The organism is Kordia sp. E (assembly GCF_056033805.1).
Genome location: NZ_JBRASR010000001.1, coordinates 582,162 through 599,865 on the forward strand (window position 1 = coordinate 582,162; position 17,704 = coordinate 599,865).

The 17,704-nt window shown below is 29.6% G+C and carries 8 protein-coding genes; 3 read left to right on the forward strand and 5 right to left on the reverse strand.

Features of this window, described 5'->3' with window-relative positions; translation table 11 throughout:
* Positions 1-18: 18 nt before the first annotated feature.
* From ACUUYC_RS02645 to ACUUYC_RS02665, 5 genes are all read right to left on the reverse strand, one after another.
* Entirely contained in the window at positions 19-681 is a 663-nt protein-coding gene (locus ACUUYC_RS02645) for a LytR/AlgR family response regulator transcription factor (protein WP_474263529.1), read from the reverse strand.
* Between the two features lie 92 nt (positions 682-773).
* Positions 774-3,815: a histidine kinase dimerization/phosphoacceptor domain -containing protein gene (locus tag ACUUYC_RS02650; RefSeq protein WP_474263531.1), complete on the reverse strand. Its 3,042-nt coding sequence runs from the start codon at positions 3,813-3,815 to the stop codon at positions 774-776.
* Positions 3,816-4,204: 389 nt separating this feature from the next.
* Positions 4,205-4,930, reverse strand: coding sequence for a hypothetical protein (locus tag ACUUYC_RS02655; protein ID WP_474263533.1), 726 nt, complete (start codon positions 4,928-4,930; stop codon positions 4,205-4,207).
* Between the two features lie 458 nt (positions 4,931-5,388).
* Complete coding sequence (locus tag ACUUYC_RS02660) at positions 5,389-6,147, reverse strand: LytR/AlgR family response regulator transcription factor (protein WP_474263535.1); 759 nt, start codon at positions 6,145-6,147, stop codon at positions 5,389-5,391.
* A 533-nt stretch (positions 6,148-6,680) separates the two neighbouring features.
* Positions 6,681-7,979 (reverse strand): T9SS type A sorting domain-containing protein, encoded by a 1,299-nt coding sequence (locus ACUUYC_RS02665; protein ID WP_474263537.1) that lies wholly within the window; start codon positions 7,977-7,979, stop codon positions 6,681-6,683.
* A 362-nt stretch (positions 7,980-8,341) separates the two neighbouring features.
* Here ACUUYC_RS02665 and ACUUYC_RS02670 point away from each other — a divergent pair, with 362 nt between their 5' ends.
* From ACUUYC_RS02670 to ACUUYC_RS02680, 3 genes are all read left to right on the forward strand, one after another.
* Entirely contained in the window at positions 8,342-11,788 is a 3,447-nt protein-coding gene (locus tag ACUUYC_RS02670; RefSeq protein WP_474263540.1) for a sensor histidine kinase, read from the forward strand.
* A gap of 1,827 nt (positions 11,789-13,615) precedes the next feature.
* Positions 13,616-15,646 (forward strand): histidine kinase, encoded by a 2,031-nt coding sequence (locus ACUUYC_RS02675; protein ID WP_474263542.1) that lies wholly within the window; start codon positions 13,616-13,618, stop codon positions 15,644-15,646.
* A gap of 6 nt (positions 15,647-15,652) precedes the next feature.
* Positions 15,653-17,701, forward strand: a complete 2,049-nt coding sequence (locus tag ACUUYC_RS02680; RefSeq protein WP_474263544.1) for a tetratricopeptide repeat-containing sensor histidine kinase — start codon at positions 15,653-15,655, stop codon at positions 17,699-17,701.
* Positions 17,702-17,704: the final 3 nt, after the last annotated feature.

Genomic DNA, 17,704 nt, shown 5'->3' on the forward strand with positions numbered 1-17,704 from the left:
ATGTGATTGTAAGTAGAATTAACCTAAAACTTCTTGCACAGCTTTTGAAAATGAATTAGAAATTGGAATTTCTGTATCATTTATTTTCACCATCTTTTTTGAATGTGCCGTCGCATAATTCTTGTTGATCACATAGGAGCGATGCACCTGTACAAAATCGTCAGTTACTTTTTCTAGAAACTCATTAATGGTTGCACGTATTATTTTTTTAGAATCTTGTAAATGAATGATAATATAATGATCTTCTTTCTTTGCAAAAAGGATATCATCTATGTTGATGCTAACAGTTAAGTTATTTTCTTTTATCGTCAGTTGTTTTTTAGCTTTTAGCTTATTTTTTACCAATTCTACAGCGACCAATAAATCACTTTCTTTAAATGGTTTTTGTAAATAGCTAATTGGATCTGTTTTTACAGCATTTCGTATGTTTTCCAGATCAGAAAAGGCGGTTAAATATATAATAGGAATGTCCAATTGATTTCCTAGCCAAATACCTGTTTTATCTCCGTCTACATTGATGTCTAACATTACAAGATCTAAATCCAACTGTTGTATTTCTTGCAACGCTTTTTCTGCATGCGTTTCCATACCACAAACAAAACAACCTAATATTTCAAGCGTTTCTTTTAAAACTTCTTGTGTTATAATTTCATCTTCTAATATGTAAACTCTTAAGGACATGTAATGTATTTAAAGAGGTAAAAAGTATAACTTTTAATTCAATTTATTGAAAATTTGTCGTGAATAGATACTTTTTGTCGTGAAATAGACTTTTATACTTTTGGAAACTTCACACTATAATTAAAACTAGTACTTTCTTTTATTTCTTCTTTCTCTTTTAATTGTTTGCACATCATTCCTATAATTTTCATTCCCATAGAAGTGCCTTTTTTTAGCTCTTTATCAAAGCGACCATTGTCTTTGTAGTCAAAAATATAATATTCATTTTGTGTTGTAAAAGCTATTCGTATTTCTGGCGCATTAGTATTTGTAAAAGCGTGTTTATAGGAGTTATTGATTAATTCATTTAGGATTAATGCAAGCGGAATAGCTTTGTCCATCTGCAAATGTACTGAAGCAATGTCTAAATGATACTTTACTGAAATTGGAAAAAGTGTTTTGTGATAACTAATAATTTTATTGAAATGGTCTTTTAGAAAAACAGCATCATAATTATCGGAACTGTATAGTATATTATGAATTCCTGCAATAGAATCTATTCTACTTTGGCTGTCTTTTAATTTATCTTTGAGCTCTTGGTTGTCACTATTAAAAGCTTGTAGACTCAGCAAGCCAGAAATCACTTGCAAGTTATTTTTGATTCGATGATGAATTTCTAACATCATCGCTTCCTTAACCTTTGATTCTTTAATAGCAATTTGATTTTGAGTAATTAATCGTTGCCTAGATTTAAATTGATAAAACAGATAAGAGAAAAAAGTAATGATACTCAAAAAAGATAGGATCATAAACCACCAAGTCTTATAGAATATTTGTTGAGATGTTACTTGTAACTCCAGTGTTTCTCCTAGCTTCTCATCAATTGAATTTAAAATTTCTACTTGAAGTATATAATTCCCTGAAGATAAACTAGGAAATTGAATTTCGTTTTCGATTTTTAGCTTATTCCATGCAGGTAATTCTTCTTCTGAATCATTAATAAGTCTATATCTATAATTAAAATTTGTATGATTAATAACATTTGCCACAGCTACTTTTACATTGAATCGTCTATTATATGGTGGTAATGTGATTTTTGTGAGTGAATTCAGGTACGCAGGTTTCGTTTTGGTTTCCCATTGATCTTTCTCGATATCAAAGAACGAAAGCGAACCAAAGTGTAGTTGTATGCTATCAATAGTAGTACTAGACTTTTTTAATTCATACGGATTAAAATAATTTAATCCATTTAAAGTTCCCATAAAAATATTGCCTTTTGAATCGATAGAAGTACTGTATCGGTTTCCTTCCAATTCATAAACACCATCTTTTTTAGTATATCTTTTTTCAAACTTAGTAATAGGATCATACGCTACAATACCTGCATATGTATTCATCCAAACGACTTTAGTAGTATCCGAAACAACACCAACAATTGAAGATTTTAAGGAATCATCATAGAAGTGCTTAAAATGTTTGTTTTCTGTGTCAAAATTATACACTTTCCCATGTTTTGTAGTCACTAATACACCATAGTTCGTGTCAAAATTAATGGCTAATAAGTTTGTTGGATCTTCATTTTCTGGAATGTAAAAGCTTGTTTTTCCTTTATAATATTCTAATAAACCTTGGTTGATAGTAACTGCATATAGTCGTTGCGAATCGGTAGCAAATTCTCTAATAAAATCTGTAACATCATCTACTTTGTAATGTTGCTTACTTTGTAAACTAAACTTATACAATCCTTCAGTTCTAAGGCTTCCTTTAAAAATGGTGTCGCCTATTTTTATAACTTCTTCACTCAATTTATCAAAAGGATACTTTTCTACGACTTTATAGTTTTTATCTACTTTAAAAAGATTAAAATGATTGTTGAAAATATAATCATCGTTAACAGTGAAGATATCTCTGGGAAATTCCATTGGAAACTCTTCGTTATTATAAGTAATTTGTATTTTTTCTTGTGTATTCTCAAAAGTATTGAGTTTTAAAAAACCTTTCACATCAGTGCTAACAATATATTCATTGTCAGCTATTTCCTTTACGGTACGAATACTTTCATCTTTAAAATAGGTTTCAATAGTCGATTGATTTAATTGAATGTATTCTAATGTATTTTGATAGAAAAGCAATAGTTCTTTGTCAAGATTCTTTGAGGTTAGGCTACTTAAATGCGGAACTTCAGCTTCTCCTATTAACTGAGGTTTTTCTTTTAAGTCAACATACTTAACATTGTAAGACGATTGACTCTTCTCTATATATATAAGCTTGTCGTTTTTATGTAAATAAAACACAAAACTTCCTTTACTATCAGTAAGAAATTTTAGCGGTTTTGCTTTCTCAAATTTTAATCTTTGCGTATGTAACTTATAGATATCATTATTTGAGTTTTTAAAAAATAAGGTATCATTATTTAAAAATAAATGATGTAAAAAAAGTTTTTCGTTTTTAGAATTATTTGTTACATAATCACTTTCTGTGATCTTTTTTACAATCTTTCCTTTCTTATTGATTAAAAATGATGTTACAGGAGGAAAATTTATAGTAGTAAAATTACCTTTATAAGGTGAAAAATAAGGGTCTATGTGAAAATTATCACCATCAATTTTTCCTGTATCTGTATGAACAAAATTGTCGTCTTCTAGTTTATATAATTGCATTTCTCTCTCTTTTCCAAAGATGAAAAAAAGAGTATTATTTAAAACGAAGTGACCATATTTTCTATGCTCCGAAAATGAATTGTATGCTTTAACTTTAGTGAATTTTAGAGAAGAAGTATTTATTTTAAACAACTCAATAGTATTGTTTGTATATTGAATATGTATGTATACTTGCTTAGTGTTGTTATAATCTAGCATCCATAATTTAGAAACTTTATGTTCAAACTTTGGTAATGCTACATCATAGAAGTTGACACCATCAAACCGCTGAATGATATACTCGTTATTTTCTAATGTAAATTGATTTTTCTGAGCACTTCTACCAGCAATCCATAACCAACCAAAATCGTCGTAAGTAACATATATAGGATCGTTAATTTTATAACCATCTTCTAACGTGTGTTTTACACTACTCTTTATAAAAGAGTTTTTTGTTTGTCCTAAAACAAGTGTGTTAGAAATGATTAATAATAGGAGTCCAATTGTTTTTTTCATCGAATAATTAAAGAGTTACAAAACGTAAGTATATCAAATTAATTTCTAAGTTGAAAATATTCTGTTTTTTTTGATACTATTAAGATGGTTTAAAAGAAGAATCTAAATTACTCAGGACGCACATACTAAAACCTTCAATGATTCTTATGGATGATTTGATGCAATTAATTTATCATAACAAGAAAGAAACTTAATTGAGACTGATGATTCGACTTCTAGACTACTTTATTGTTCATATCTTGAAAATACAAACAACTAAAAGCTCTACAAAAAGAAATTTCTGTAGTGATCGCGAAGGGATTTTATTCGTGACCCCGAACCTTCAAAGTTCAAACTTTTTGGTAGAGGATTTGCGGGAGATTGACTTATTTGTGAATGGGCATATTACATTAGATATGAGTTTTGTAATTCAACTTCCAAAGTGTTAGGAATTCGAGCTGAGAAAAAAAGTTAATCATTCCCTGATATATTGCTGCCTTGTTGAACAATTCATTGTTAAATTTTTCAGGTTTGAAATCTTGTTCTATTAATCTTTTAATAAAATTTACTTCAGCAGCTCTATTTTTATTTATAATTCCAAATAAATACGCTTTTTTAAAGGCATAGAACCAATTTGGTGCTCTAAGTTTGAGAAATACACATGTTTCTATTAATTCATACCTGTCTTTGGTTATATCCAATAGATTTTGTATTTCTTCTCTTTTTAATCTATCATATTTATAAGTCAAAAATAAAATCTCATCTTTAGATAGTCTTTCTTTAAGGCTCTTTTTTAAATATAATTGGCTGTGATATTTAGTTAATCTTTTATAGCATTTAAGTATATACGTATCTATTTCTTCTAAGTTATCCAATGGATTTTCTTCTATATAATCCAAGCATCCTTTTTTAGTAGTATTATCTAAAAAATCAATATTTTCTAAGTATCCGTATTCTACACAAATTATAATAATCTCTATAAAGCAATTTGTGTTGAATTTTTCAACCAATTTCTGCTTCATTTTGCTAAGACGCTTTTGCCTTATTCCCAAAAAAGCCCCAATTTCAAAATCATCTTTACCTAGAGCAAAGAGTTTCAAATACATCACCTCCTCATTTTGAAATGATAAATGCATATTGCCTACAATTTAAAAAGCTGTTTAATTTTACAAATTATTTGTATATAAATCATCTTAAGTTTGTATTCACAAGGTATAAAATTTATGAATGAAGTATAGATTCAACCCATGACAAGTAATGGATGGTCTTTCTAACATATATATGGTTATATAAAACATTGAATGCATCAATATTGATATCCGAAAAAAGTTTTTAAGAAAGAAATTAAGAATTATTTAGAAGAGTATTACAAAAATCAATGATTTTGGTTTTTAACTATTTTTTTTCAATGTATTTTATAAAAAACACATCTCGAAACTGATATTCTTTCGCCATATTTCATCATACAAAAAACCATTGAGCCTATCAATTGATTGTATATTATTTGTATTTGCTCAGTAACAGGAAAATGCTCTGTCTAAAGTAATCACAGACTTGATTTATCAATAATACTTAGGTAGACTTAAAATTGAAATTATATTAATTTTAAAAATTCACGAAAGGATTTTAATTTCCTTCTGGCAATTGGAATTTGTATATTATTAATCATTTTACAATAGCTACCATCTACTTTATTAATCTCTTTTAAGTGTTTTAAATTGATAATATAACTATTGTGAATTCTAAAGAAAATAGCTGGATCAACAATTGATTCATATTCACCTAAGCTTCTGGGAACCAAAATCCTACTATTATCAGTTAGATAAAAATAAGTGTACCTTCCATCTGATTTCAAATAAATAATGTCATCCAACTTTATAAACTCAATCTTTTCCATTGAAGAAACAGCTATAAAATCTAGCGGTTCATTCTTTAAAAATGTATTTGAAAGTTGACTTAATTGATTCTGTGATGTAAACTTATCGCTTATTACATCTGTATAAATTCTATTTATTGAAACTATGAGTTCTTCAATAATGATAGGTTTCAATATATAATCAACAGCACAATATTTGAAAGCTTTTATTGCATACTCGCTATATGAAGTTATGAACACTACTTTTGTTGTTTTATGGGCCATTTTGTCTAAGATATCAAATCCTGTACCATCATTCAACATGATATCAAGTAATATAAGGTCTGGTTTACTTGTATTTATTAAAGCGACAGCTTCATTTATTTTGCCAGCTTTTCCAATAATATTTACTTGAGGACAATAAGTAATTAAAAAATGTTCAAGTATTTTAATGTTTTTAATTTCATCATCAATTAAAACTGTATTAATCTGGGTCATGACACAATTGAATTAAGTCAAATTTATTACAAAAAAATTTTAACATACTAAATATTAAGTAAAAAACAAAATTCGTCGATAAAAAAGAATTTATAGTTGATGAAAAGAATTTTTATCAACTATATCATTATTTGCATTTTGAAGTTCTCAGCAACCTTGATTCTAATGCATATAATAACAAGAGAGTATATTTGAATTTTATTTATAAAATGCCTGTGTAACAATTGCTGAGATAGTAAAATAAATGGAGTACCTATATTAGGTTAGAAATAAAAAGGAAAGCGTATTAATGTATTGGGGCTTCAAAATTAGATGTATTAATTCTTAATCTAATGTTCAACCTTTTTTTAAGTTGAAAATAAAAAACTGTCTGACTAGTAATAACTGAGCAGTAATTATATCTATTACATTCCAATTATTGTTTTATTAGATATTGTGTGTTTAATAAAAAAGCCACTCTTTTACTAAGAGTGACTTTTTAAAAAAAAAGTTAAATAAACTAATTATTCATTTATCGTTACTAAAAAGAGTTATTATTCCTCTATGATAAGTCTTTTGGTTATTGAACCTTTATGACTTTCTATTTTAACAAGATAAAGACCAGTGTTAAGATTAGAAACATCTAAAGTTGACTTACTAGTTTCCATAACTTTTTTACCTATAATTGAGAAAACTGTTATTGCCTTTAACTCTATATCTCCTAATTCTATATAAACAGTGCTACTCGCTGGGTTAGGATACATTGAGATTACATTTTCTAATCTCAAATTATCATTAACCCCTAATGTAGCACAGGTTTCTGATGCATTTAAAGGATCTGAACCACAAGCGGCTTCCTCAACATCTGTGAAACCATCACCATCATCATCATCATCTTGACCATTACATAAACCATCCATATCCATATCTGTTGGTATAGATAATGGATCTAATGGATCTGACTCACAAATCCCTTCCACATTATCTGTAAAACTATCACCATCATCATCAAGATCAACACAATCAGGAATATTATCCCCATCAGTATCTAGAGATGTACTTGATGCATCGAATGGATCTGAACCACAATCTGTTTCATCTAAATCTGCTTGTCCGTCACCATCATCATCAAGATCTAGACCATTACATATACCATCCATATCAAAATCTACTGGCATATCTGCTGCATTTAAAGGATCTGAACCACAATCTGTTTCATCTAAATCTGTGAAACCATCACCATCATCATCAAGATCTACACCATTACATGAACCATCCATATCTGTATCTACAGGTATACTTGCTGCATTGAATGGATTTGAACCACAATTTATTTCGTCAGCATCTGTGATACCATCATTATCATCATCTGGATCCGTGCAGTCAGTAAAACCATCACCATCAAAATCTGTACCTACCAATGTCATAAATGATATTGGTCCTATAAATGTAGAATTACCAGCACCATCCTCTGCACGTGCATAGGCATCATAAGCAGTATTATTACCATTTAATAAATTACCTGAACTAGAAAGAAGAACTTCACCTAAACTAGTAACGTTATCTGTATATTCGGCTACTCTATTTGCAAGAACGTTCACATCATCTCCATCAAGTACAACTATTAACCTAACAATGTCTGGAAGATCTCCAGTATTAGCAACTGTAACTCGAAGTTGAACTGCACATTCAGTAACCTCCTCAACTGATAGGGCTGCAGGTGTGTTGGGTGCAAAATAAGCAACGCTTTCTGTTTCTGTTGCTTTTTTCTCTTTGTCTACGTTTTTGTCAACATTTGTTGCAAAAGAAAATAACGTTACAAAGCAAATTAATAAAGTAATTTTTATTCTCATATAAAATATATTTTTAATTATTTTAATGAGCAAATTAAAGGCTATCCAAATTTGAAAAAAAAGGCTATGTAATAATTGGTTATTTGATTTTATTAATGAGTCAAGTATAGGTTTTAGTTACATGAAAATCAATTATAGTATTCTGACAAGAACAACTCTAACTCGCTGAAAACCTATAACTTACATGTTAAATGAAAAAATAAGCAGCGCTATAGCGTAAAATGCAATGCAATAATTATTATTTCTGAACTAATGGGAAATGTAATAGGTGGTATTTTGTTTACTACTGATTTTAATAGAGAATTCGTTAATAAAAAAAAGTGTATATTTCGTTAGAAAACCTAATGTTGATTATAATTTGCATGAAATATTCCTCTAAGAACATTATTCATATTCTAATTATACTTTTATCATTTTCTTGTAATAAGACCCAAACCTTATCACATGAAGACATTGATGTAAATACTACTATCTTAAATCCTAGTGATACTACTAAAAGAATACTTATTACTACACACCCTATACAAACAGATTCGCTACGAGGTAAAACTATAACACCAAAAATATATCCTTTTAAAGCTAGCTTGCTTTATGATGCCAGAGCGTCGACTCAGGTTTTAAAATTCAAACCACCCATTGCTATTGATTCTTCATTGGCTGTAAAAACCGTATTTGATAAAAATGGAGTTAATTTACCTCTGCAATTTATTTTGCCAAAACAAGGGTTTACCATAGAAAAAGAAGATACCATTTATGCGCCAAAATATATAAAAGCTGTACAGCCCAAACCACAAAGAATGCTACCATTTAGTTCGAAATCGAATGCTAAGTACAATCTTACATATTTAGACATAGAACAAAACCTTCCCTTTAATTATATTAGTAATATTTCTGAAGACTCAAAAGGTAATATTTGGTATGTAACATTAGAAGGGAGTCTTCTAAAATACGATGGCGTTTCCATATACGATTATACAGTTTTTGAGTTTAGTTCTATCCATAGGATTATCTCAGATCTTTATATTGATCATAATGATACTATATGGTTAAGTACAAAAGGTGGTTTGGTGCGTTTTAACGGAACACATTTTAGTATTTACAACAAAGGTCTTTTAAGCACAGATATTCTAGATATAACTGGAGACAGTAAAGGTAATATATGGTTAGGGACTGCTAAAAATGGATTGATAAAAATAGAAAGCAATACAATTACTCATAATACCGAGACTATTGTATCTCAATACACTACAGATCATGGTCTTAGCAGCAATGAAGTCAGCACTTTATTTATAACTAATATAGATGACTTATGGATAGGCACTGCTAAAGGGATTAGTTTTTTTAATGGTCATTCTTTTTGGAATCCAACCTTACCCTCTATTGGTAGAGTTAATAGTATCGTAGAGGATGATGATAAAAATATTTGGATATCTTCCCGCTATGATATTTATAAATACCATAAAAAATCAAACTCCTTATTAGTTATTAAAGATTCCACGATTTTTTTCACTGATAGATTTTTAAATCTAGACTCTAAAAATAGGATTTGGATTAGTTCGGCATACAAAGGCGTTCAAATGATTAAGGACTCTATGATAACTACTATAAATACTGAAGATGGTCTTAGTGCTAATGATCTTGGAAAAAACATCTTGGAAGATTCTAAGGGAAATATCTGGATACCAACCTATGGTGGCGGAATCAATAAATTAAAATTAGCGTCTTTTCGAATTTTGCCCCAATCACCTGAAACTATAAATTTCTCCATGCCGAGTCTTTATAAAGATTCTAAAGAAGCTATTTGGTTAGCTGGTATAAATAATCTTTATAAACAAATTGATGATGCATATTATAGTTACAACTTAAGGCAGAATGAAAGTTTTCTTTCCGTTTTTGAAGATAGCCATCATAACCTTTGGATTGGTGCCGTTGGCGGCTTTTATATGTACGATCAAAAAACGGTACAATATTATAAACTTGATAATAAGGATGACATGATTCTGTCTTTCTGTGAAGATCGTAATGGAGCTATTTGGATGGGTACAAATAATAGCAGTCTTTTTAAATATAAAAACGGCATTATTAATCATCTTAATGAAGACATAGGGTTTCCTGAAACTAGCAGTGTCCAGCATATTATTGTAGATGCGTCAGGAAGGCTATGGATGCGTGCAAATTATGGTTTGTTTATGTACGATGAAAAATTTCCTGATACGATTAATGAAATTAAGACATCAGTAGAACTTTATGTTGATGATGTATTATTAGATCAGGATAATAATTTATTAGTCGCTACTAATATTGGATTTTTTAAGTTACCTATTGGAACTAATTCACCATTGACGTCTATGAGGATGATTCAATATGATAAAAGTCAAGGTCTTGCAGATAATAGAGTTTATGAATTAGAGAAAATTAATGGTACTATTTGGGTAGCTACTGGTCGCGGTATTAATCGTCTCGTACCAATGCCCGATAATTCGTATAAAAACACAGTATTTGATATAGACAATGGCTTCCTAGACATTACTGCATTACATCTTAGAAATGTGTATCGTGAAAATAGCGATATTATCTATTTTTATTCGGGTAAATCTATATATTCTTTAAACCTGAATGATTATGATTTTGAGCCTTCAGTTCCTAAAATTCAACTCAATAATATAAAAATAAACGATCAGTTTATTAATTATCGAAGACTTGATGATTCAACAGATATAAAACATATAGATTTTAATAAAAAATTGATAAAAAACATTGACTCTATTGTTCCTTTTTATAATTATCCACAATCTATGGAACTTCCATATTCTATGAACCACCTAACATTTCAATTTTCGGCGATTGATTGGAATTCTCCCAATGGGATTAACTACCAATATATGATGAGTGGTTTAGATTCAAAATGGAGTTCTGTTAGCAGTAAAACAGAAGCGGATTATAGAAATATTCCATATGGAGATTTCACATTCAAAGTAAGAGCGTTAAGTAAAAATGGAGGAGTGAGTGAAATTCTTAAATATAATTTTACAATAAATCCTCCTTGGTGGTTAACGTGGTGGTTTAAATTAGTTGTTGCTATTATCTTAATAGGTATTATTTTATTTATTCAAAAACTACGCCTTTCTAGCTTGAGAAAAAAAATAGAAAAGGAAGAACGTTATAAATTAAAAGTAAAAAAACTTGAGTCGAAGGCTTTGCTAGCACAAATGAATCCTCATTTTATTTTCAATGCCCTTAATGGTATACAAAGTGTTATGATCCTTGAAGGTGAGCGCGAAGCGAATAAGTATATTGATTGTTTTTCAAAACTATTGCGAGCTACATTGGATATGAGTAATTCGGAATATATCTATTTAATAGATGAAATAGCCTATTTAACATCATACCTAAAATTAGAAAAAATGAGATTGAATGATGAATTATCTATTACGTTTGATATCTCTGAAGATATAGATGCTGGTGTGATAAAAATACCAAGCATGCTTTTTCAGCCTATAGTAGAAAATGCAATTATCCATGGACTGATACCAAAGGATGATAATAGAGAATTGAAAATTATTATATCTAAGGAAGAAGATTATTTAATCGGTGAGGTTATTGATAATGGAATAGGTAGAAAAGCTGCCGTAGCACGAAAGAAATCACAAAAAATTGTATATAACTCTTGGGCTTCTAAAATTATGAATGAACGTATAGAAATTAGCAATTCCTTAAATCAATTACAATTAGGTTATAAATACATTGATATTGTGAATGATGGTAAGGTACAGGGAACTAAAGTAATTCTTAAAATTCCAATAAAGTAGAATCTATAAATCAACAATTCACCTACCTACATGTCGTTTATTCTAGTATTATTATTTTTAAAATTACTATATCTTGGATTAGTCTAGAGAGCATATAATAAATTAAGGAGATTGATTTCAAAGAAATAATACAAGATCAAAATTACGGTCTCAACATTAAAACAAAACCCTCCAAATTATGAATTAGCATCATAACTTAGAGGGAATTTGGGTAACTGCTCAAATTATCCCCCGTAAAACTAAACAGTACTTGTTCAACTAAATAAATACTTAAATAATTTATTAGAGACTCTATTAAGATTAACTAAAAAAATCCTCATGCTTATATTGATTGAATATCCGAACAAATAATCAGTATTAATATAAAAGTAATATGTGAAATAATGATAAACAATCTAAAAGTAATAAATGGAATTACTTAATAATAAATGGTAAAGTATGTTTTAAAATTCGATCTACCTTGTAATTTTCAGTTACTCTTTTAATAGAGTAATATCTATTATTTCAAAGCTATCATTGAATAATTTTCAACAAAATAAAAGTAAACGAGTAATAAAAAAGTTCTGAAGTGCATCACCTCAGATGAGGGCTATTTTTTTAATAAAACTAAATCTAAAAATGGGTCTATAAAAAACTCTCATGTCCGAATTATTGTTTTTATTGACATGAGAGTTTAGTTTGCCTCAAATAACTTAATCTATATTAAAAAGTATAAATTACTTATGTAATATTAATATATAAAAAATGATTCTTCAATAGGCAAAGTAATAATCGGCTCATTTTATTAGATAAGTGGTATAGAAGCAATAATTGAAACAACTATTCATGAAGTCTCCAAAAATAATGTTTTGGAGATTTTTTTATATAAGTGATATCCTAAAACGAAAAGTGAATAAAATGAAAAAGCTCTCAAATGATGTTATGGCAATTGAGAGCAGTAATAAGAATTCAGGAAAAATACTCCCATGCTCGAATGAACATTTTTACCTTACATGGGAGTCAGCCTTAATATTTTAGTTCATATGCAAAAGAACTAAAAATACTGATAGCAATAATATGCAATTAAAAAGTATTTCTTAATATGCAAAGTAATAGTTGGTTTATTTTAGCATATAAGCGGTATTAAGAACCCTAGTTGAAATATAAAATGATTTCAGCCAAAAATAAAGATATAGAATGTATACTTATTTTAAAGTTAACCAATAATGTGCAGACATTTTTTAGGAAAAAACCATACACTATAAAATGAATTACTGATTTTTCCTTACAGTATAAATTCTGTTTTGATTAAGTTGGAGTTCTTATTTGTGCCACAATTTCTAATTTATTTACCAATGTTTTTTTAATTATCCTTTCATTTTATGAGCTTCTACTGGAGTTAAAAAATCACAACTCAAAAAAACAAAAATGTTAATTTGTCCGCTCTTGTGACCGCGAAGGGATTATTTCATGATCTTTTTCAGTTCACTACTGCAAATAAGAAACCACGAGCTATCGCTCTAGTTCTTCGTTTTTATAAAAGAACCACGTCAAATTGACGTGGTTTCTTGCTTGTTGTGACCCCGAACCTTCAAAGTTCGAACTTTTTGGTGGAGGATTTGAGGGATATTAGTATGTTTTTTGAGAAGCATTTATATCTTTTAAATGTCTCCTGATAAAAATTCTTAAAAACACAATATATACGTACTGGTACGTATAAGATTCGTGTTGATACGTATTGATATGATGTCGGTTAACTTCTAAATTGCAATCAAATAAAATACAATCAACATAAGATATAATTTTTGTATTTTAACAACGTCGTTTAGACATAACTAGTCAGCCATTATGAATACAAGAAGAATTGATTTACTCATTATGAGTTTTTGTTTATTTTTTGTGTTGTTTACGCATGCACAAGAATCTTCGCTTGCTGTAAAAGTAAAAAGCTTAAAAAATCAAATTCAAAAATCTGATGGAAGTCACAAACTTAAATTACTAGATAGTTTGTCTAGTCTAACAAGAGATAAGGCTGAGTTTAAATACGATTCTATTGTAAAAGTAACAGTTGCTTATGCGATTGAATTAGACTCCTTCAATTTAGCCAACAGACAAGCTGCACGACTTATTTGGTCATTAACCAACAGGTTAGGAAAACCAAATGAGGCTAAAAAATTCTTTGAAGAATTTGATGACAAACAACTCCCAGTTATTGACAATAAATTATTAGCGCGTTTCTATTTAAACGGTGGCGATAGTTATTATTTCTCGGAAGAAGTTGAAAAGGCAATAGAAGTATATGATTTGGCTTCTACGTATGCGCTCAAATCTGGTGATTCTATATTGTATGGGATTTCAAGAAAATATATTGCAGACGCATATACTCGCATGGGAAATTTGATAGGTGCTTCTCGAATGTTGAAAGAAGTAGAAAGAATTTATATCAATACTAAAGATACTATTCGCTTGATAAATACAAAAAGCTCCAGAGCCGATTTGTATAGTATGAATGGTTTTTATGTAGAAGCAAAAACTGAGCGTGATGAAGTTATTTCTTTATCAAAAACTGTACACTATGATTCTGGATTGATCTCTGCGCTCTTGAATGCTTCAATTGATAATTCTAGTACAAAAGATCATGAAGCAATGATTAATAACTTGAATCAAGCACTCATACTTGCTAGAAATTCAGAAGTAAAAGATCGATACGAACCACAAATACTCAATAGATTATTGTTAGAATATGCTAAAATAGATAGTATTGATAAAGCTTCAGATATTCTCAAAGAAATACAACAAAATCCTGAACGAAATACCGCTGGTTTTTTTGAAGATACGCATCATAAAAGTTTAGCGTATTATTATTTAGCGAAAAAAGAATTCTCTAAGGCACTGGATAATGCTGAAAAACATTATAATTTTCAAATTTCAAACAACACAGTACAATACATCACAGGTGCTCATGAATTACTTTCTAAGATTCATGAAGCCATGAATAATCCCAAACAAGCACTATATCATTACAAAGCTGCTACAAAAATTAATGATTCCATATTAAGTTTGAAACGATCAAAAACACTCTCCTATTACCAAACCTTATACGAAACCGAAAAGCGCGATTTTAAAATTGCAGAACAAGAGTCCGAAATTTCTTTGTTAGATGCTAAAAACAAAATCAATCAACAATGGATGTTATTTGGAGGAATTGGTTTATTTGCAATATTTATTATTCTCTATTTACTTCGTTCCAACACATATGCAAAAAAGAAACAAGAACTGCAACGATCATTCTCACAAGAACTGATTAATGAACAAGAAAAAGAACGCTCACGTTTGGCAAGAGATTTACATGATAGTATTGGACAAAAATTGATGTTGCTTTCTAAGCAAACTAAAAATACTGGCAACATAAATATGGAAAAATTGGCGAATTCTACATTAGAAGAAATCCGAAGTATTTCACGTGGTTTGCATCCTTCCAACTTAGAACGTTTGGGACTTACAGAAGCTATTAATTTATTAATATATAACATTAATGCAAATACTGATTTGTTTTTTACAGAAGAAATTGATAGTATAGATAATATCCTTTCTAAAGAAGCTGAGTTACATTTGTATAGAATAATTCAAGAAACATTGACTAATATTGTAAAACACTCTGATGCGAAAGCCGTGAAAATGGAAGTACTGAAAACGGCAAACAATATCAATATTACGGTAAGTGATAATGGAAAAGGGTTTGATACTCTTTCTAAACAAAAAACCAGGAGTTTAGGATTAAAAACTTTATTTGAACGCGCCAAAATTATTGGAGCTCAAATGAAATTAAATAGTGAAATTCATAAAGGAACGGTGCTATCTGTAAATATCCCAATTTAAAAAATTATGAAAAAAATACTTTCTTTTTTTATACTATTAAATTCTTTCTTGGCTGTTTCTCAAGATAATTCTTTAGAGTTTTCTATTGAAGAATTAAAAAGCAAAATACAACAGTCTGCTCAAGGTGAAAAATTGCTTCTTATGAACAGTTTAGCAGGTTTGACAAGAGGAAAAATGAAGAAAGAGTTTGATTCAATTGCCAAGGAAACTATGAACTATGCGTTTCATATAGATTCTATACAATTTGGTATAAATTTTACATCTAATTGCATTTATTATTATTCTGACGCTCTTAATAACTCAGTGCGTGCCATTGAAATATATACTACCTTTAAAAAACGAAATATTGATACTTCTCTTTTAGATACATCGAGTACAAAAGCATATGCCAGACTTCAAATTGCTACTGGAGATGCGCATTACTTTTCTGGAAAAATTAAGGAAGCTATTCCCTTTTATGAAAATGCAGAAAGATTTGCTTTAAAAGTGAATGACACAGCCAAATATGCGCAAGCATTAAGTTATAAGGCCTCTGCTTATGCTGATACCGGCAACTATGTTTTGGCTTCAAAATCACTTAAAGATGTTACCGAAATAGCGCGAAAAACAAAAGATACATTACGACTTTCAAATGCGCAAAGCGGACTGGCCGATTTGTATAGTAGAATTGGCTTCTTAGAAGAAGCAAAAGCTGTGAGAAATGAAAACATTGAGCGTAGTTTACAAGTACACAAATATGATATAAAATCTAGCCATAGAATACTCATATCCGATTATACAAACGCTTCTATTGACGCTGAAAAACAAGGAAATGATTCTCTTAGAATTGCACTTTTAGAAGAAGCTTTAAAGCATTTAAATGAACCTAATGTAGAAGTTGTATATAGACCTTTAGTTGTATACGGACTCACACGAGCATATTCCGAAACGGGAAATATTAATAAGGCGAAGCAATATTTTGACGAAATGAATACTACCTATTCAAATCAAAATCGCATTCCATTTCCATTATCACGCAAAGAAGCAATAGTTGCGTATCATATGGCAATTAAAGAATTTAAAACAGCGCGAATCGAAGCCGAAGAAGCTTTAACAATGTTTGAAGCTGCGCAGCAGATTCAAGGAACATTTCAAACCAAACAAAGGTTAGCTTTGATTTATAAAGAATTGGGAGATTTTAAAACGGCGTATACATATCATAATGCTGCAACTATTTTAAAAGATTCTACTCAAAGCATAAAAAAGGCACGTGCATTATCCTATTATCAAACCTTGTACGAAACCGAAAAGCGCGATTTTAAAATAGCGGATCAGGCTTCCGAAATTTCTTTGTTAGATGCTGAAAACAAACTCACCCAACAATGGATGTTGTTTGGTGGCATTGGTTTATTGGCACTCTTCTCTATTATCTATTTAATTCGTTCCAAAAGATTTGCGCAAAAACGACAAGAAATGCAGGAAGATTTTTCGCAAAATCTCATCAACGAACAAGAAAAAGAACGCGCACGTTTGGCAAGAGATTTACACGATAGTGTGGGACAAAAACTGATGCTGCTTTCCAAACAAACCAAAAAAACTGGAAACGAGAATATGGAACATTTGGCAAGTAGTACCTTAGAAGAAATTAGAAGCATTTCTCGTGGCTTGCATCCTTCTAATTTAGAGCGTTTAGGGCTTACAGAAGCTATAAACGCGCTTGTTTATGATATCAATGTCAATACTGATTTATTCTTTACTGAAGAAATTGATCGAATAGATAATATCCTTTCCAAAGAATCGGAATTACATTTATACAGAATTATTCAAGAAACTTTAAGCAATATTGTAAAACATTCCGAAGCCAAAGCGGTAAAAATGAATCTCAAAAAAATGGAAAATACCATTGAGGTTGAAGTGAGTGATAACGGAAAAGGGTTTGACTTATTATCTAAACAAAAAAGTATGAGTTTAGGGTTAAAAACTCTTTTTGAACGGGCTAAAATAATTGGAGCTCAAATGAAATTAAATAGTGAAATTCATAAAGGAACGGTACTATCTGTAAATATCCCAATTTAAAAA

Bases quoted from the DNA above. Each gene is read 5' to 3' on its own strand.
- ACUUYC_RS02670 (WP_474263540.1), top strand. From the start codon at position 8,342: ATGAAATATTCCTCTAAGAACATTATTCATATTCTAATTATACTTTTA.
- ACUUYC_RS02675 (WP_474263542.1), top strand. From the start codon at position 13,616: ATGAATACAAGAAGAATTGATTTACTCATTATGAGTTTTTGTTTATTT.
- ACUUYC_RS02665 (WP_474263537.1), bottom strand. From the start codon at position 7,979: ATGAGAATAAAAATTACTTTATTAATTTGCTTTGTAACGTTATTTTCT.
- ACUUYC_RS02660 (WP_474263535.1), bottom strand. From the start codon at position 6,147: ATGACCCAGATTAATACAGTTTTAATTGATGATGAAATTAAAAACATT.
- ACUUYC_RS02680 (WP_474263544.1), top strand. From the start codon at position 15,653: ATGAAAAAAATACTTTCTTTTTTTATACTATTAAATTCTTTCTTGGCT.
- ACUUYC_RS02650 (WP_474263531.1), bottom strand. From the start codon at position 3,815: ATGAAAAAAACAATTGGACTCCTATTATTAATCATTTCTAACACACTT.
- ACUUYC_RS02655 (WP_474263533.1), bottom strand. From the start codon at position 4,930: ATGCATTTATCATTTCAAAATGAGGAGGTGATGTATTTGAAACTCTTT.
- ACUUYC_RS02645 (WP_474263529.1), bottom strand. From the start codon at position 681: ATGTCCTTAAGAGTTTACATATTAGAAGATGAAATTATAACACAAGAA.